Annotated in this window: 13 protein-coding genes and 1 pseudogene; all 14 read left to right on the forward strand. The window is 36.5% G+C overall.

Translation table 11 applies throughout. The features are described 5' to 3' along the window. Nucleotides 1–96 precede the first annotated feature (96 nt). The 14 genes and pseudogenes from B371_RS0117195 to B371_RS0117255 all read left to right on the forward strand — a co-directional run bounded on the left by B371_RS0117195 (nt 97) and on the right by B371_RS0117255 (nt 18,799). Nucleotides 97–2,283: a PAS domain-containing sensor histidine kinase gene (locus B371_RS0117195; protein WP_019415554.1), complete on the forward strand. Its 2,187-nt coding sequence runs from the start codon at nt 97–99 to the stop codon at nt 2,281–2,283. Further along, a complete protein-coding gene (locus B371_RS0117200; RefSeq protein ID WP_019415555.1) occupies nt 2,276–3,643 on the forward strand; it encodes a sigma-54 dependent transcriptional regulator in 1,368 nt (455 codons plus the stop codon). The genes B371_RS0117195 and B371_RS0117200 overlap by 8 nt, the downstream gene beginning before the upstream one ends. A gap of 10 nt (nt 3,644–3,653) precedes the next feature. Then, a complete protein-coding gene (locus B371_RS22035) occupies nt 3,654–4,598 on the forward strand; it encodes a glycine betaine ABC transporter substrate-binding protein (protein WP_019415556.1) in 945 nt (314 codons plus the stop codon). Nucleotides 4,599–5,053: 455 nt separating this feature from the next. Next, nucleotides 5,054–6,400: a lyase family protein gene (locus tag B371_RS0117210; RefSeq protein WP_019415557.1), complete on the forward strand. Its 1,347-nt coding sequence runs from the start codon at nt 5,054–5,056 to the stop codon at nt 6,398–6,400. Beyond that, nucleotides 6,384–7,910, forward strand: coding sequence for an aldehyde dehydrogenase (locus tag B371_RS0117215; RefSeq protein WP_019415558.1), 1,527 nt, complete (start codon nt 6,384–6,386; stop codon nt 7,908–7,910). The genes B371_RS0117210 and B371_RS0117215 overlap by 17 nt, the downstream gene beginning before the upstream one ends. Before the next feature lie 32 nt (nt 7,911–7,942). Next, complete coding sequence (locus tag B371_RS0117220; protein WP_019415559.1) at nt 7,943–9,109, forward strand: Zn-dependent alcohol dehydrogenase; 1,167 nt, start codon at nt 7,943–7,945, stop codon at nt 9,107–9,109. A gap of 154 nt (nt 9,110–9,263) precedes the next feature. Further along, nucleotides 9,264–10,826: a BCCT family transporter gene (locus B371_RS0117225; RefSeq protein ID WP_019415560.1), complete on the forward strand. Its 1,563-nt coding sequence runs from the start codon at nt 9,264–9,266 to the stop codon at nt 10,824–10,826. Between the two features lie 489 nt (nt 10,827–11,315). Next, a pseudogene (locus B371_RS23080) lies at nt 11,316–11,573 on the forward strand (transposase); the annotation flags it as partial. Between the two features lie 941 nt (nt 11,574–12,514). Then, the gene (locus B371_RS0117230) at nt 12,515–13,486 is read left to right on the forward strand and encodes an ABC transporter ATP-binding protein (RefSeq protein WP_040681318.1); all 972 of its coding nucleotides are present in this window, start codon (nt 12,515–12,517) and stop codon (nt 13,484–13,486) included. Continuing rightward, nucleotides 13,483–14,484 carry a dipeptide ABC transporter ATP-binding protein gene (locus tag B371_RS0117235; protein WP_019415562.1) on the forward strand — a complete coding sequence of 334 codons (1,002 nt, stop codon included), beginning with the start codon at nt 13,483–13,485 and terminating at the stop codon, nt 14,482–14,484. Before B371_RS0117230 ends, B371_RS0117235 begins: the two co-directional genes overlap by 4 nt. After that, the gene (locus B371_RS0117240; protein ID WP_019415563.1) at nt 14,481–15,305 is read left to right on the forward strand and encodes an IclR family transcriptional regulator; all 825 of its coding nucleotides are present in this window, start codon (nt 14,481–14,483) and stop codon (nt 15,303–15,305) included. The genes B371_RS0117235 and B371_RS0117240 overlap by 4 nt, the downstream gene beginning before the upstream one ends. Before the next feature lie 5 nt (nt 15,306–15,310). Further along, nucleotides 15,311–16,897 carry an ABC transporter substrate-binding protein gene (locus tag B371_RS0117245; RefSeq protein ID WP_040681320.1) on the forward strand — a complete coding sequence of 529 codons (1,587 nt, stop codon included), beginning with the start codon at nt 15,311–15,313 and terminating at the stop codon, nt 16,895–16,897. 67 nt (nt 16,898–16,964) lie between these two features. Continuing rightward, nucleotides 16,965–17,894 carry a nickel ABC transporter permease gene (nikB, locus tag B371_RS0117250; RefSeq protein WP_019415565.1) on the forward strand — a complete coding sequence of 310 codons (930 nt, stop codon included), beginning with the start codon at nt 16,965–16,967 and terminating at the stop codon, nt 17,892–17,894. 2 nt (nt 17,895–17,896) lie between these two features. Continuing rightward, on the forward strand, nt 17,897–18,799 hold the full coding sequence (locus B371_RS0117255) for an ABC transporter permease (RefSeq protein WP_019415566.1): 903 nt from the start codon (nt 17,897–17,899) through the stop codon (nt 18,797–18,799). Nucleotides 18,800–18,810: the final 11 nt, after the last annotated feature.

Raw genomic sequence — 18,810 nt, forward strand, 5'->3', positions numbered from 1 at the left:
GTAGTGTTGAATATATCTTATCTTAGTAATATGATGGATATAATCTTTATCTAGCAATGACTTGACTTCCTCATACATAGTAACGGGGGGCAATAAATGAAAAATAAATTGAAAACGCTTTATTCTGATTTGTCTGAACCTATTAGGAGTAGTATTACAAAAAAATATGTGATTTTATTTGCGTTGACTTTTATTATTCCTAGCCTGCTAATATATCAGTTGATTGTTGGATATGCAGAGCGAATGATTGAGAACGATATTATCGAAACAAATGTTTCTAATACTGATAGTATTGTAAAAAGAATCAATAAAGAAGTTAGCGATATTGTCCTACAATTACATTTAATTTCTGGGAATGTTATAGATAATGAACTTGATGTAGATATAATTTTTGAACGCTCAAAAATAGCAATCTCTCAAAGTCCAATCGTCCATACGATCTATTTTCTTAACGAAAATCAAAAAATGATCTTTGAAGCTCCTTTTGAACCCGAAATTGAGCCTTCTATCTATTATGACTACCCTAAGTTCGAGCGCGTTAAAAGGAGTCTTAACTATGCGGTATCAGACTTTGCTCCTAATTCCCGTGGTGATACTGTTGTATCAGTTGCAATTCCAGTACTAAATAAAAAACATGAGTTTAAAGGTGTTTTAATTGCTGAACTTGGGAAGGATTATCTTTCATCTGTGTTAAAAAGTTTTATTGGAACAAAAGGTCATTTTAGTTTTATCGTTGATAATCATGGGAAAGTCCTTTCCTCTACTAATGGAAAAGAAGTAGGTTTGGACTATTCCTCAGAGTTAATTGTTAAAAAGTTATTTCAAGATTCATTTGGTGTAATGAAGGAGACGTATCTTGATGAAAAAAGTGTAATTGCCTACCAAACGATGCGTGATGGTTGGGCCTTAGCGTATGGAGTACCAGAAAGCATAGCATTTGAACCAATCCGCAAGCTATCGTTCCTTTTTACAATTAGTTTTTTAGGGGTTTTTGCTCTTTCAATCCTTTTTATATGGATGGGGATGCGTAATATTGTATATCCAATTGTGCGGCTAACAAATTATGCGAAGGAATATCGTAAAAAAATGTACTATGAGTCTACAGATAGTCATCAGTGCTATCAAAATGATGAATTAGGAGTACTGAGAAAAACGATTATTTCAGTAGGAAACAGTAATTATCAAAAACAAAAAATGTTGGAGGAAAAGGAAAGATATCTTCATGATGTTATTGAGGGAATACCCTATGCAATAGTAACGGTAAATAAAGATGCTATGATCACATATGTTAATCAGCAGTTTGAAAAAATGGTAGGTTTTTCTCGTAACAAATTGTTAGACGTAACTTTATCAGAACTCCCAATAAAAAACGATAAAAACGACTTCAGGTTACTACATTCTTTAGTATCTAAAGAAACCTCAAGTGAGTGTGAGAGTTATATTATTAATGCAGATGGTCAAAAGCATATTGTCAAAATAGCAACCGCCAAATTATATAACGAGCAAAAAGAGGCAATTGGTAGTATTGCTGTTTTACAAGATATTTCTCAAATGAAATTGTTAGAATCACGCCTTAAACAAAATGATAAGCTTGCAATTATCGGACAAATTACTACAGGAATTGCCCATGAGATAAAAAATCCTTTAGCTATTTTATCAGGATCTGCTGAGTTATTAGTAGATGAAGTAGAGGAAGAAAACAGTTCTTCTGAAATAGTGGAATTATCAAAGGATATCCATCAAGTAGTACGCAGGATGAACAGTATTGTTAATAACTTTCTCAGCTTTGCTAAAATAAATAAAAAGGATGCTGAGTCATTTGACGTTTCGATGGTGATGGAAGAAGTATTGCATCTTGTCCGTTTAAAAACTAGTGAGTCGAGAATAGAAGTGATTCGACAGTATGAACCTACGTCCGAAATAATAGGCCTTCATGATCAATTAATACAAGCTTTTTTAAACTTGGTTCTAAATGCAATTGAGGCAATGCCTATTGAAGGGACATTAACTGTATCAACTTTTGAGGTAATACAAGCAAAACAGGGAAGATGCGTAATTGTAGCTATAGATGATACAGGACCGGGTATTCCTGAAAAAGATGTGGAGTGGTTATTTGATCCATTTTTTTCTACAAAAGAAACAGGTAATGGACTGGGGTTAACCATCGCTAGAGATATAGTCAGAGAGCATAACGGTGAATTAAAAATAGAAAGTTCAAGTGAGGGAACATCGTTTCAGTGTTGTTTTTTAGTAAATACGGGGGTGGAAGTGGAGAATGAATAAACAATTATCAGTATTAGTAGTAGATGATGAAGTGCAACTATGCAAATTAGTCGCCCGTAAATTGAAAAAATCAGGTATTCTATCCCACCTTGCCCATGATGGAGCTGATGCATTATCAGTATTAAATAATAAACAAATTGATGCGGTTATTTTAGATTATATGCTACCTGATATGACAGGATTGGATGTACTAAAAGAAATCCAAAACAGAGGTGGAAATATTCCAGTTATCATGTTAACAGCGTATGCAAACGTAGAAAATGCTGTTTCTGCAATGAAGTTAGGAGCTACTGATTATCTAAATAAACCGATAGAATTAGAGGAGTTAAAAAATATCGTAGTAAAGAGTTGTTACCATAAGGTAAGAGAACCTAAAGAGGGTGAAAAATTAGGAGAAGATATATTCGCTTTTCAAAACAAAAAAATAAAACAGGTGATGGAGCTTTTAACTCAAGTGAAGGAAACCGACGCCAGTATTTTAATTTCAGGTGAAAGTGGCGTTGGAAAGACAGTTCTTGCTCGATGGGTTCATGAACAAAGTAGTCGTAGCAAAAAACCTTTTTTTTCCATCAACTGTGCTGCGATCCCAGAGTTATTATTGGAAAGTGAGTTGTTTGGCTATCAAAAAGGAGCATTTAATGGCGCAACAACTTCAAAGGTCGGAATATTTGTTTCGTCAGATGGAGGGACGATTTTATTAGATGAGATTGGAGATATCTCACCGAACATGCAGGCGAAATTATTACAACTACTTGAAGATAAGCGTGTCATGCAGTTAGGTAGTAATGATTTTCAAACTGTAGATGTAAGAATTATTACGGCCACAAATAAGGACGTAAAAGAATTAATAAGAAAAGGTGATTTTAGAGAAGACTTGTATTATCGCTTAAATTTGATTGAAGTAGAAGTCCCCCCATTACGAGAACGGAGGGAGGATATTCCGTTTTTAATTAAACATCAGCTTATAAAATTAAATGATAAATACAAAAAGAAGATAGAAATTGATCCACGTAGTGTAACCATTTTTACAAACTACCAATGGCCAGGAAACATAAGAGAATTACTTAATACCCTTGAACGAGCTCATATCTTAAAGCGTTTCGGTACAATTGTTCCAGAGGATTTAGTTAAAGCTTCATTTCAATTTGAGGAAGCACAACACGAGTTATTGACAGGCGAAGTTGTAAATAAAAATTTCTTTTCTGGAAATCTTCCAGAAGTATTAGAAGAAGTTGAAGAACAAATGATTAAGAAGGCACTAATAGAGACAAACGGTAACCAAACGAAAGCTGCAGAAAAACTAGGAATTGCAAGGCATACACTAATCTACAAAATAAAAAAATTCAGTTTAAAACTATAAGGTGGTTATAATGCCAAGGAAATCATTCTACACCGTAGGGAACATTCTTATTTTCGTATGTATGATATTACTAGTCTCCTGTAGCTCTAAAACAAAAGTCTTAGAAGAAATACCGACCAATACTTCGGATCTGCCAACGATAACTATTGGATCTAAACTGTTTACAGAACAGTATATTTTAATGGCGATGACATCGTTACTTTTACGAGATAATAGCTATAAAGTCAATGAAATACGTTTTTTAGATAGTCCTACTATCCGTAACGCGATTGAACAACAATTAATTGATATATATTGGGAATATACGAGTACTGCTAGGATTATCTTTCATAAGCAACCGGTAATTTATGACTTTGACGAAGTATATAATGCAGTGAAGGAATATGATGAAATCGATAATTTAATTTGGCTTGAAAGAAGTGACTTTAATAGTAGCTGGGGAGTAATTGTAAGGAAATCTTTTGCTGATAAACATCAATTGGTGACGATTAGCGACTTGATAGATTATATGAAGGAAAGTGATGCTCCATTAAAGTTTGCAACAAATGATGAATTTCTGATTCGAGAGGATGGGCTAGGCCATTTACAACAAGTGTATGATTTATCCTTAAATGATCATCAAGTACTTCCAGTAGATACGAACTTATTGACACTTGCGGTAAAAGAGGGTAGAGTAGGCGTTTCAATTGGAATGATTTCAGACAGTCGGATTAGTGAATACGACTTAATTGTACTCCATGATGATCAACAAGCCTTTCCGTCGTATCACGCAACACCAGTCGCTACTCAGGAATTAGTAGAGGAACATCCTACTGTAAAAATACTACTAAATCAACTCTCTAAAAGTATTACACATCAAGATATGATCGAGCTAAATTATCAAGTAGATGTACTCCAAAATGATGTAATAAAAGTTGCAAAAGCATTTCTCATTGAGAAGGGTTTATTAAATTAAATTTGTAACCGATCATGTATAAAAATAGACGTAGTTAAAAGATCAGTTCAAAAATTGGTCTTCTTTTTCCTGTTGTTATAGAAAAAACTCGTACCTCTTCTGAGAGGGCACGAGTTTTTTTATTTAAGTAGAATCAAATAATTGTAGATATTTTATTCACCTTTATAACTAAATTACTTTTTGAATTGCTTGAATGTTAAGAACAATTAAAAAATTTACCTAGATTGTAGAAAAAATCTACAGTTAAGTGAAGAAAATTTCTACAAACCTAGAAGAAAAAACAATGCTAACATACATTTAAATCATTCTTTTGAATTTTTTAATACTAAATTGACTGAAAGCGCTTTAAACACAAAGGGGGTAAATATTAAAACTACTGAATTAAAATAAAAAAATTGACTATTGTTCTCTTAAGAAATTATTCAAGATTAATGAAAAGAGAAGAAGGTGTTTGATTGAAAGAGATAAGGATGGAAGAAGACTCATTCGGATCAATGGCACTTCCAGTAGATGCCCTGTACGGAATTAATACGTATAGAGCAATTGAAAATCTATCATTCTCAAATAAAATTTTACAAGGTTACCCCGAATATATTTCAGCTCTAGTTGTTGTAAAAAAAGCTGGGGCAAAAGCAAATATGGAAGCTATGGTTTTATCAGAAAAAATCGGTAATGCTATTATATCAGCTTGTGATGAGCTTTTAGCAGGAGAGAACCACCAACATTTCCTAATAGATATGTTACATGGTGGCGGTGGAATTGCTACAAATATGAACATCAATGAAGTGATTTCTAATCTTACAAATAAAAAGTTTGGTAGTGCGGTTGGTGATTATTCACCCGTACATCCAATTGATCATGTAAATGCGTCACAGTCAACATCTGATGTGTGCCATACCGCAAGTAGAATCGCATTAATTAAAAGTTTTAAGCCATTGCAGAATGAAATAGAAGCTGTTATTGGTAGCGTGGCTGAAAAAATAGCGGATTTTGGAGAGATTACAACCATTTCTCGCACTTGCCTACAAGACGCAATGCGAGTAAAGCTAGGTGAAACGTTTAGCGGGTATGAGGCTATGTTGAAGCGGCGTCTTGATTCAGTAAATGAAGCAGTAGAAAAGCTCCATCAGATAAACCTTGGTGGTACCGTTATCGGTTCTGGTATTGGTGCACCAAAGGAATATCGCGATGTTGTCGTTCAAAAGCTTTGCGAGGCTTCTAATTTACGACTTTATCACCGCGAAAATTTGTTTGATGCAGCACAAAATATTGATGACATTGCAAACGTTTCAACTCAATTACGTCTATTAGCTTCAGGTCTAATCAAATTCGCAAAAGATTTACGACTTCTTTCATCAGGTCCTGAGGCCGGTTTTTCAGAGATAGTACTACCATCAGTTCAGGCTGGGTCGTCATTTTTCCCTGGTAAAGTAAATCCGGTTATACCAGAAACATTAATTCAATGTTGCTTTCAAATCATTGGCATTGATCAAACTGTCCAAGCGGCACTTGAGCATGGAGAGTTAAATTTAAATGTTTTTGAAGGCGCAGCAGTTACTAATAGTTTTGATGCCATGAATATGCTTGAAAAAGCACTTAGGACCTTTCGGAAAAATTGTCTGAATGGGATAAAAGCAAATCTAGAAAGATGTGAGGAACTGTCAAACAGTTATATTCCACTAGTTGTGGAATTGAAGGAAATGCTTGGATATTCAGTTACCTCCTCAATGATTAAAGAAAAAGGTAAAGAAGGAATAAAACAATATTTTAATGGAGGCGTTAAAATTGACAAAAATAAATGAAGTAATTGTTTTTGAAGGAATTGATCAACCAAAACTAGCATGGGCAAAAGAATGGCTAAAAGAACCGAAGAAACTTTATATCAATGGTCAATGGGTAAATAGTTCAGCTAATGAAACCATTGAATCTATTAATCCAGCGAATGGGCAAGTAACAGGATCGATTAACGGAGCAACAGAAGAAGACATCAACAAGGCTGTTCAGGCTGCAAGAGCTGCGTTTGATAATGGTCCGTGGCGCGATGTAACGCGAAAAGAGCGTGCCAAAAAGCTTCGTCAAATTAGTGCACTAATTAAAGAACACCAAGCAGAGCTAGCGACACTCGAATCGTTAGATAATGGAAAACTGTATACAGAGGCCTATAACGATGACGTTCAAGAAGCATCTGACCTATTTGAATATTATGCAGGTTGGACAGATAAATACTACGGTGAGAGCAATCCAGTAGAAGGTGACTTTTTAAGCTATACAACCCGTGATCCTGTTGGTGTATGTGGTCAAATCGTACCATTTAACTTTCCAATAGGAATGGCTGTTTGGAAGCTTTCACCTGCTCTTGCAATGGGTAATACAGTTGTCTTGAAGCCTTCAAGCACTACATCGTATTCGGCTATTCGTTTAGTCGAGCTTATTGATGAAGCAGGGATTTTCCCTCCAGGAGTGTTGAACTTAATTCTTGGTAAAGGTTCAATTGGCTCTCACATTAGTCGCCATATGGATGTTGATAAAATTTCATTTACCGGTAGTACTCAAGTGGGCAAGAAATTGGTTCATGACTCTGCTGACTCAAACTTAAAACCTTTAACATTAGAGCTTGGAGGGAAATCACCGAATATTATTTTCAGTGACGCCCCTGACTTAGATGCAGCAATTGAACGCTCTTTCTATGGACTATTTACCCATAAAGGAGAAAAATGTTCTGCACCTACTCGCCTCATCGCTCAACGTGATATTTACGATAAAGTAGTAGAAAAACTTGGAGAATATGCGAACAGCTATAAATGTGGTGATCCATTTGACCCTAAGAGTGACCAAGGAGCACAAGTTTCTAAAGCTCATATGGAATCTATCTTAAACTATATTGAAATTGGTAAAAGTGAAGGAGCTCGTCTTGTTGCAGGAGGAGAACGTGACATAACCGGTGAAAATGCAAATGGGTATTATGTTCGTCCGACTATTTTTGCTGATGTTGATAACAAAATGACGATTGCACAGGAAGAAATTTTTGGACCGGTATTATGTGTGATTCCTTTTGATACTGAGGAAGAAGCCGTTACGATGGCAAATGACACGATTTACGGATTAGCAGCAGGACTTTGGACAAATGATGTGTCCCGTGCTAATCGTGTAGCTAGAAAGCTAGAAGCAGGAATGGTCTTTGTTAATAAATATGGTTGTTATGACTTTGCTAGTCCATTTGGTGGCTGGAAACAAAGTGGCTGGGGTAAAGAATATGCTGTCCATTCACTACAATCGTATACAAAAACAAAAGCGATATGGATAGCCTTTTAATAAAAAACCAGGGAGAATTGAGGGAACTAACGATGATAATGAAAGCTGCAGTTATGACGGGTGTAGGAAGACCTCTTGAAATTTTGGCGGTCGATCTTGCGGAACCAAAGGCAAATGAAGTACTGGTGAAAATTGTTGCAACCGGTGTATGCCATAGTGATTTAAACGCATTAAATGATGAAAAAACGCCGACACCAACAATTCTGGGTCATGAAGGTGCTGGCATAGTAGCGGCTGTCGGACCAAATGTATCAAAAGTTAAGGTCGGAGATAAAGTTGCTTTAAGTTGGGTTCCTTATTGTGGAACATGTGAATTTTGTGTAACTGGTGCTGTTCATTTATGCGAATCAGCTTTTGGACCTATGTTTGCGGGAACTCTTTTAGATGGGACTTGTCGTTTAAGTAAAGAAGGGGAAAAGGTTTATCATAATTCCTTGTTATCTACATTTGCAGAATTTGCAGTTGTTCCAGAAATGTCATGTGTAAAACTGCCTGATGAAATGCCGCTTGCACAAGCATCATTAATTGGTTGCGGCGTCGCTACTGGTTATGGGGCAGCAGTGCATGCCGCAAAAGTGACTCCAGGATCGACTGTGGCCGTATTTGGTATTGGTGGTGTTGGTGTAAACGCCATTCAAGGAGCTCGTATTGCTGGTGCTTCAAAAATTATTGCTTGTGATGTAAAACCTGCAAACCTAGAAATCGCGAAAAAATTTGGAGCTACCCACACAGTTAATGTCGCCGAAGATAATGTTGAAGCAGTCTTGAAAGCGTTAACGAATGGCTTCGGTGTCCATTTTGCGATTGACTGTTCTGGTCATACAGGTGCAACAGAAACCGCATGGAAATCAGTACGTAAAGGTGGAACTGTTGTCGCAGTTGGTGCCTTTAATCCAACTATGTCATTATCTATCCCGGCAGGTGGGTTTCACCGTGTAGGAAAAATATTAAAAGGAAGTTTCTATGGAGATACACAGCCATTCCGCGATTTCCCAGCGATTGCACAACTATATCTTGACGGGAAATTTATGTTAGATGAACTTGTTCTTGATCGGATTAATTTGGATGACATTAATAAAGCATTTGATGCCTTTCATGATTGCAGCTGTATAAATGTTGGTCGGTCGGTAATTGAACTATCTGAACAAGTAGCTGCAAATGTTATTGATGAATATGAAGAGTTTGAGGTTGTTTCATAAGGATAAGGAAGCGGTAATTATTTCAATAAAATTCGACTACTCCAATGTGAGTAGTCGAATACCAACTATCTTATAGTGGTTAGATCACAGTGTGATTTCATATAATTTGCGTTTGTGTGAAAGCGCTAACAATTAAAATGATGGAGGGAATATAATGAAAAATATTAGACATACTGTGTTTTGGCCGCCTTTTCTTTTATTGATTGGAGCAGCTATCCTAAGCTTCGCGAGTAAAGATACTTTTGTAAAAGGAACAACAGACGCAAATAATTGGGTTATCGCTAACATGGGATGGCTATTTAGCTTAACAGGATTATTGATGGTCGGTGCTTGTGTTGCGGTCTTTTTTTCTCCGTTGGGAAATGTCCGAATCGGAGGGGCTAAAGCTAAACCAATGTTAGGATACGTAAGTTGGTTTGCGATTACATTAACCACTACAATTGCTACGCTTACGTTCTGGGCATTGGTAGAGCCTGTGTACCATGTGTCATCACCTCCGCTTTCATTAGGTATTGAACCGAACAGTGCCGAAGCTGCCTTGTTTTCAATGTCTACGTTGTTTTTACACTGGACTATAACGCCTTATGCAATCTACTGTGTTCCTACAATTGTATTTGCATTTGCCTATTATAATATGCGGAAACCTTATAGCTTGAGTTCCGCCCTGGCGCCTCTTTTTGGTGATAAGATGAATGGCAGAACTGGTGCTATCGTCGATGGAGTTTCCCTGTATACATTGGCCCTAGGTATGGCGGCTTCGATGGGAACAAGTATTTTAAATCTTTCTGGGGGCATTAATCATATTACCGGTATAAAAAGTACTCCTCTCCTTTGGGGGATCGTAGCTGCTGTAGTTACAGCTACCTTTGTAATTTCGGCTTCAACTGGACTGATGAAGGGAATAAGGGTGCTTTCTAATATCAATATGAGAGTATTTGTAATTATTACTATATTTGTATTTATAGTTGGTCCTACTACTTATATTTTAAATTTAGGTACAGAATCCTTGGGAGTTTATCTAAGTAACTTTTTCGAAAAAAGCTTATTTACTGGTGCGGCAGCAGACGATCTATGGCCACAGTGGTGGACAACTTTTTATTGGGCAAGTTGGTTTGCCTGGGCTTTAATCATATCTTTGTTTTTAGGACGAATTGCCTATGGTTATAAAGTGAAAACGGTTATATTGGTTAATTTTGTTTTACCTGCAGTATTTGGAGTGATTTGGATGACTGTTTTTGGTGGAACTGCTATTTCTATGCAGATGGCAGGAGCAGGTCTTTCTGAGGTAATGGCAAATAGTGGACCGGAAGCTGTTATCTATGCAGTGTTAGCAGCCTTGCCTTTGTCCAAAATAGTAATTCCGTTCTTTATATTTATTGTCTTTATCACCTTTGTAACGGCTTGCGATTCCAACATTGCAGCTATGAGTGGAATTAGTTCAACGGGAATTACTCCAGAAAGCCCTGAACCAGGTATTCTGATTAAAGTCATTTGGGGTGTTACCGTCAGTGTCATCTCTTGGACTATGATCAGTTTTGCAAATATCGACGGTGTCAAAATGCTAAACAATCTAGGTGGAGTACCAGCTTTATTTCTATCGTTTCTAGTATTTGGATCTTTAATCAAGATCATGATTGCTCCTCATAAATATGATAAAACGGAACAAGAAGACAAAAACAACGATCCTTTATCGTATGAGAACAAATCTGTATCTTAACCATTTGTTCGGCAAGCTTCCTAAGTGAAATGTAGGAGTACCATTTTCTCAATAAAAATCTAGCGAAAAAGAAGACCATAGCACACATGTGTTATGGTTTTCTCTTTCGCTGGTATAAGGCTCTGGGCCAATGTCATCAAGCTAACCCCACTTTCATCTCAAGTACACGGAAATCCCTTCATATAGGGATTTCTGTTTTTTATTTGGTCACTACAATCTTTATTAGTTTATTCATATTATTCTTTCAATTCAATCGTGATCATTCTTTTTTCACAAATGTATATTTAGCGTACTTTTATTCGTATTCCAACTCCTCAATAATCACGATAGCAGAACAGAGCAATACTATCCACTCCATCACTATTTTTCCTTAGGTCACTACAATTCGAAATTTAAAAGGGAAGTACTGTAATATCGGGATTTCGCGAATGAAAAATGGTCATTTTCGGGTCTTTTCATGCTTTTTATAAATATTTTGATGAAACTTGGGCTAAAAGTAAGACCTTTTCTGTAACAATAAAATTGACAGAACATAAAAATTAAGAAACCTTTCAAAATAGTGAGGAATTTAAAGGAAAAGCAAAATCACGCTATAAAATCGAATCGAAAAATAGTGAATTGAAACATAGACATGGGTATGATGTATCATCATATGCGGGTCTATTTGGTGTGCAGATGCAAGGAGCCATGGCCATATTCGCAGTAAACCTCAAACGAATTATGACCTTAATGAAGGAATCAGAGTAAACAATATGAAAGAAAAGGAGACATTTCGTTTAAAATCGAACGAAATGTCTCCTTTTTCAATTTAAACATACTTACAAATGTTAACCCCACTTTCATCTCAAGTACACGGAAATCCCTTCACATAGGGATTTCTGTTTTTTATTTGGTCACTACAATTTTTATTAGTTTATTCATATTATTCTTTCAATTCAATCGTGATCATTCTTTTTTCACAAATGTATATTTAGCGTACTTTTATTCGTATTCCAACTCCTCAATAATCACGATAGCAGAACAGAGCAATACTATCCACTCCATCACTATTTTTCCTTAGGTCACTACAATTCGAAATTTAAAAGGGAAGTACTGTAATATCGGGATTTCGCGAATGAAAAATGGTCATTTTCGGGTCTTTTCATGCTTTTTATAAATATTTTGATGAAACTTGGGTTAAAAACTGGCCCCTAACCCGATATTTTTTTGGATTATGTTGATTTTTAACGTATGGCTAATTCAACTTTCAGGGAAATACTCATCAGGAATTGCTTGTAATAGATAGATATTTACTCCATTTATGTGGTTATGATACCAATTATTTTATATTAAAATATTAAAAAAATTTATTTTAATTATAGGTAACTATTCCCAAATGCACAAGAATTTTTAGAAGAATAATAGAAATATTAAAACTAATTAGAGCATTTATTTATCGAACCAAATTAGTGAAATGTTCAGGCAGGGTAACGAAGAAGCTAGAATTAGTTGTAAGGAAGAAATGCAGAGTAACTCTTTTGGAATATAAATTTTAGACATGATGTTATCTTAAACTATTCGTTAAACAGAATAATTAAATAAAAAAACTATTGAGAAAGAACATAATATTTGTTATTGTTAGTTTATTAAATGAAACGCCGTTTCACATGTTGAAATGATAGAGGGGTGATTCATAATTGACGAATGTAATGGAAGTAAAAAATTTGCGTGTTGGAATTAGGCATGATGATGAAGACATTGCAATTGTGAACGATGTTTCATTTCATTTAAACAAAGCCGAAACACTTGGAATTGTTGGTGAGTCTGGTTGCGGGAAAAGTATGATGTCTTTATCCTTAATGGGACTTTTACCAGCAGGAGTGAGGTGGCAATCAGGAGATATCGTGGTTGATGACCTCCAATTCAAGAATTTCAAGACGCGTGATTGGAGAAATGTCCGTGGTAAAAAAGTTTCGATGATTTTCCAGGAGCCGATGAGTTCGTTGAATCCTGTTCATACAATCGGCAATCAGATTGTGGAAATGTTGTTGAGTCACGAAGACATCTCGAAAAAAGTAGCGCGTGTCCGTGCTCTGGAAATGTTGAAACTTGTTGGAATTCCAAGACCAGAAAACGTGTTGAAGGAATATCCGTTTCAATTATCAGGTGGAATGAGACAACGTGTAATGATTGCTATTGCATTGGCGTGCAATCCTGAGATCTTGATAGCAGATGAGCCAACAACAGCTTTGGATGTAACAATTCAGGCGCAAATACTGGAATTAATGAAGGATATTCAGAAAAAGTTAAAAATGTCAATTGTATTAATTACACATGATCTTGGGGTAGTAGCTGAGGTCTGTGACCGTGTAATCGTCATGTACGCAGGTGAAATAGTTGAGGAAGCAAACGTTGTATCCTTATTTGACTCACCGAAACATCCGTATACGCAGGGCTTGATGGAATCTCTTCCAGATATCGATAACGAAAAAGAGTATTTGTCGTCTATACCGGGAATTGTTCCTTCTCCAGGAAATATGCCAAAGGGATGCCGTTTTGCACCAAGATGTCCAATGGCGCATGAACGTTGTCATATTGAACCACCCACATTCAAAACAGAAGATGGTTCAAATGTGAAATGTTGGCTTTACAGTGAAGACCGAGAAGAGGTGAAACTGTGATACAAGAAGCGGATGTTTTATTAAAAGTAGAACAATTAACCAAATACTTTCCTGTAAAAGGAGGGATATTTGGTAAAAAAACATTACAACAGGTTAAAGCAGTGGATGGAATTTCTTTTGAGATAAAGAGAGGTGAAACGTTCGGAATTGTTGGCGAATCAGGTTGTGGTAAGAGTACAGCTGGAAGAGCAATAATGCGATTGCTTGAACCTACTTCAGGAGATGTACATTTTGAGGGTGTAAACCTATCAAAGCTCGATAAAAATGAGATGCGCAAAATGAGAAAGGATATCCAAATTGTCTTTCAGGATCCCTTTGCTTCACTTAACCCAAGAATGCGAGTCTATGACATTATTGAAGAGCCACTCATAAATTTCGAGATGGGTGATAAAAAGGAAAGAAAAGTTAGAGTCCATGAAGTGGCGGAACAAGTTGGCTTGACGATAGCTCAACTAAGCAGATTGCCCCACGAATTTTCAGGAGGACAACGACAAAGAATTGGTATTGCTAGAGCATTGGTAACAAAGCCAAAGTTAATAATTGCTGATGAACCGGTATCGGCACTAGATGTTTCAATTCAGTCACAAGTACTTAATTTAATGCGGGATTTACAAAAAGAGTTTGGCTTAACATATATCTTTATTTCACATGATTTAAGTGTTGTTAAACATTTTTGTGACCGGATAGGCGTGATGTATTTAGGGAAGATGGTCGAAATTACAAATAAACATGATTTGTATGACGACCCACTCCACCCATATGCTAAGTCTCTTCTATCTGCATTACCAACTTCGCACCCTTTGCAAGTAAAGGAACGAATCATACTAGAAGGCGATGTCCCAAGTCCATCAAATCCGCCTTCAGGATGTACTTTCCATCCTCGTTGTTTTGCATGTATGGACGTGTGCAAAACAGTAGCACCAACATTGCAGGAAGTTAAATCGAATCATTTTGTATCCTGTCATCTTTTTGAAGAAGAGGGTGTTAAAAGTGGATGAGTAAAACTATTGAAAAAGGCTTACAGTTAATGGAGCTTTTCAGAGAAGAAAAACCGACTTGGCGACTAGATGAGATTGCTTCTAAAGCTCAAATGTCTAAATCTACTACATTGCGTATCTTAAGAATTTTTTTAGAATTCGGTTACTTACAACGTATTATGGTTGAGAAAAATGGGGCTTTGGTTGAAGGGGAAACCTATTCGTTAGGATGGAAGCTTTTGCAATTAGGAGATATTGCTGCAAGTACCTTTGAGATAAGAACAATTGCTCTACCGTACATGAAATTATTGCAGCAGGAATTTAATGAAGCGGTACAGCTGGTAGCGAGAGAAGAAGATCAAGCGATATATATTGAAAAAGTAAATAGTACAAGACCAGTTCGATTGTATACACGGGTTGGCAGAACAGCGCCGTTGTATGCAGGTGCATGTCCTCGTACATTATTGGCATTTATGGATGATTTACAAGTCGAACAATTACTCGAAGCTCCTATAACTCTATATGCAAACAATACCCCAAAAACGAAAGAAGAGATTTGGGCGTATATTAAAGAAACACGTGAAAATGGTTTTTCTTATAGTATATCCGAACTTGAAGAAGGAACTGTGTCAATTGCAGTACCTATTTTCAATCGTAATAATGAAGTAGAATTTTCAATTAGTATAGCTGGTATTATACAGTCACTACCGAAAGAAAATATGCATCTTTTCCTTCCTAAGTTATGGGAGTCTGCAGCATTAATATCGGCTAAAATTGGTTATTCTCAGCCATATCCTTATGGCGAATATATACAACAAATTGACAAGGGGGAAGAAAAATGAAAAAGATGAAGAAGCAGTTTTTAGTAATTTCAATGATGTTAATACTTATTTTATCTGCATGTTCAAATGGTAGTTCAAGTACCGACAGTAGTAATAATAGTAATGATGGTGGTGGTTCAACTGATGAGACAAACCCTGCTGCAGAACGTGGTAATGAGATAGTAGTTGGAGTATCCGGTGACCCACAAAACTGGGATCCAATTGATACATTCCTATTAGATTGGGGTACTGTTGCCATTTCTGTTTATGAAGGTTTAGTGGAACGTACACTTGATCTTGAATTAGTACCAGGACTTGCTGAGAGCTGGGAATACACAGATGACAAAACTATCGTATTTAAATTACGTGAAGGTGTAGAATTCCATAATGGCGAACCATTTAATGCTGAAGCAGTGAAATTTACATTTGACCGCTTATTGGGTGAAGAAGGACAAAAAGGACCCCAATATTCTAACTATACATCTATAGAAAACGTAGAAGTAGTGGACGAATTTACAGTGCAAATGAATTTAAATTCACCAGATCCAGTACTTATTACTAAATTAGCAGGTTATGGTGCAGTAATTGTACCTCCTAACTATGTGCAAGAAAACACAGATGACCATTTTAATAATAATCCAGTGGGTACAGGTCCATTTAAAATGGTCAGTTACCAACGTGATCAAGAAACCGTTTTAGAAAAGAATGAGAACTACTGGAAAGAAGGATTACCAAAGCTTGATAAAGTTACATTTAAGATTATTCCAGAAGCATCAACTCGCTTAGCTGAACTTCAAACAGGCAATATTGATATTATGAAACGAGTAGAAGTGGCACAAGCAGAAACTGTTAAAGAAGCTAGTTACCTAGAATTAAAAGAAGTAGGAACACCGACAGTATTCTCATTACGTTTCGATACTGCAAAAGAACCATTAGGTGACGTAAGAGTTCGTCAAGCAATTAACTATGCAATTGATAAAGATGCAATCATTTCAGAAATTTTGGGTGGTTATGGTAAATCGATCAGCACATTCCAAAGTGAATTATCTTTTGGTAACAATCCTGATTTAGAACCATATCCATATGATCCTGAAAAAGCAAAAGCATTACTGAAAGAAGCTGGAGTTGCGGAAGGGACAAGTTTGGATGTCTTTATCCCAGGTAACGACGGTAACTTTAAAGAAATCGTACAAGTAGTAGCATTTTATTTAGAAGAAGTAGGTCTTAAACTAAATATCAACAGTGTAGACAATACAACCCTTATATCTGACTTGATTCCTAAGGGAGATGCAGGTCATATGTATAGACAAGGTTGGGGCGGATGGACACTTGACTATGATAATACTGCGTATTTAATGTATCACGAAGGTGAGCAATGGAATCCATCATTTAAAAATGATAAGGTCGAAGAATTACTTGAAGCACAACGTGCGACTGTCGATCAAGAGGAGCGAAAAGCAATATTTATGGAGTTAACTGAATTGCTACATGAATTAGCACCAGAAGTCAATTTGTACCAAGCAGTAGATTTATATGGTGTGAACAAGAGGTTACAAGGCTTCCAACCACCTCATGATGATCGTATGCGTTTAGAAGAAGTTAGTGTTGAATAAATAGCAATGAGAGGTAGTATGTCTTTCATACTACCTCTTTGCTTTAAACGGGGAAGGAGGAAATAGAATGTTAACTTATATCATTCGTAGGTTGTTACACACGGTCTTAGTTATTTTTGTTATTTCCTTAATTATCTTCTTTTCAATTCGTTTAACAGGAGATCCTGTATCCGTCATGTTCTCTGCTGGCGAACCATCTAAAGAAGCAATTGAGGAAGTAAGAAAAAATTTAGGCTTGGATAAACCAGTCTATGAACAATACTTCATATTCCTTAAAGGGCTTGTAACTCTAGACCTTGGAGAATCTTTTAGAAGTGGTACATCTGTTACTAGCCTTATTTTGGAACGCCTAGGTGCTACCTTAGCTTTAGCATTTGGTGGAATCGTGGTAGCTATGGCTATAGCATTTCCGGTTGGTATTCTTTCAGCTGTTAAAAGAGGAACTAGTATTGACTTTTTCGGAAGAATTTTTTCTTTGATTGGTATCTCGTTCCCAAACTTTTGGTTGGGAATCATGTTAATCCTGGTTTTTGCAGTTCACCTACGATGGCTTCCTTCTTCAGGGTTTGAAAGTTTCAGTCATTTAATATTACCATCCATTACATTAGGTATGATTCTTTCTGGCATACTTGCACGTTTGGTTCGCTCTTCTATGTTAGAAGTAATGAATCAGCAATATATATCAACAGCTAAATCAAAAGGAATCAGTGAGTGGTCTGTCATTATCAAGCATGCTTTCAGAAATGCATTGTTACCAACCATCACTTTTTTAGGTATCCAATTTGGGTCTTTGCTAGGCGGTACAGTAATTGTTGAACAAGTATTTGCTTGGCCTGGTGTTGGTCGACTAATAATCGATGCAATTAACCAGAGGGACTATCCAGTCATTCAAGGTGGCGTTATATTCCTTGCAGTCATCATGGTCCTAGTCAACTTAATCGTGGATATAAGTTATTCATTTATTGATCCTCGTATCAAAACTGGGAAGGGGGCTTAACAATGACTACAAAGAATGATGAAAAAATCATTGTTAAAGGGAAAAAATCGTTAGGGAAAAAATTCATACAATTTGTCAAGAAAAACCCAGCAGGCTTTGTAGGGCTATTGTTAGTCGTATTAAGCGTTGGTAGTGCTCTTTTCGCACAATGGATTACACCCTTCGATCCTACAAAAGCAAGTTTGATGGATCGTTTAGCCCCTCCTTCATGGTCAGACCCTACTGGAGAATCAGTCTTCTTTCTAGGTGCCGACCAAATAGGTAGAGACTTATTTAGTCGAATTATATATGGAGCGAAAATTTCCCTTATGGTTGGCTTTTTTGGGGTACTCATTTCACTAGTAATTGGTACAATTCTTGGATTAATTTCAGGGTATTTTGGGAAATGGATGGACGATTTTATTATGCGTACAGCCGATGTTCAACTGGCGTTCCCATTCATTCTCTTTGCAATTGTGGTTATGAGTGTTCTAGGTACAGGTGTATGGAAAATCATTATTATTTTGGGTCTTACATATTGGGTCGGCTTTGCTCGACTAATAAGGGGCCAGGTTATCGCACTAAAAGAGCAGGAATTTGTTCAAGCAGCTAGGGCAATTGGTGGAACCAATTTCACCATAATTCGTAAGCATATTTTACCTAATGTTCTATCTTCAATTTTAGTTTTAGGGACGATGTACATTGCAGAATTTATTTTACTTGAAGCCTCACTAACTTTCCTTGGACTGGGTGTTGATCCGACTATCCCTTCATGGGGAGGGATGCTTGCCGACAGTCGTAATTATATTACTACAGCTTGGTGGACAGCCGTTTTCCCTGGTGTAGCCATTATGATTACCGTACTTGGTTTTAACTTACTCGGAGATTGGTTACGTGATCGATTTGACCCGAATTTGAAAATGTAGGGGTGACAAAC

The organism is Paenisporosarcina sp. TG20 (assembly GCF_000286315.1).
Taxonomy (GTDB): domain Bacteria; phylum Bacillota; class Bacilli; order Bacillales_A; family Planococcaceae; genus Paenisporosarcina.

Bases quoted from the DNA above. Each gene is read 5' to 3' on its own strand.
- B371_RS0117200 (WP_019415555.1), top strand. From the start codon at position 2,276: ATGAATAAACAATTATCAGTATTAGTAGTAGATGATGAAGTGCAACTA.
- B371_RS0117240 (WP_019415563.1), top strand. From the start codon at position 14,481: ATGAGTAAAACTATTGAAAAAGGCTTACAGTTAATGGAGCTTTTCAGA.
- B371_RS0117245 (WP_040681320.1), top strand. From the start codon at position 15,311: ATGAAGAAGCAGTTTTTAGTAATTTCAATGATGTTAATACTTATTTTA.
- B371_RS0117195 (WP_019415554.1), top strand. From the start codon at position 97: ATGAAAAATAAATTGAAAACGCTTTATTCTGATTTGTCTGAACCTATT.
- B371_RS22035 (WP_019415556.1), top strand. From the start codon at position 3,654: ATGCCAAGGAAATCATTCTACACCGTAGGGAACATTCTTATTTTCGTA.
- nikB (WP_019415565.1), top strand. From the start codon at position 16,965: ATGTTAACTTATATCATTCGTAGGTTGTTACACACGGTCTTAGTTATT.
- B371_RS0117255 (WP_019415566.1), top strand. From the start codon at position 17,897: ATGACTACAAAGAATGATGAAAAAATCATTGTTAAAGGGAAAAAATCG.
- B371_RS0117225 (WP_019415560.1), top strand. From the start codon at position 9,264: ATGAAAAATATTAGACATACTGTGTTTTGGCCGCCTTTTCTTTTATTG.
- B371_RS0117220 (WP_019415559.1), top strand. From the start codon at position 7,943: ATGATAATGAAAGCTGCAGTTATGACGGGTGTAGGAAGACCTCTTGAA.
- B371_RS0117230 (WP_040681318.1), top strand. From the start codon at position 12,515: ATGGAAGTAAAAAATTTGCGTGTTGGAATTAGGCATGATGATGAAGAC.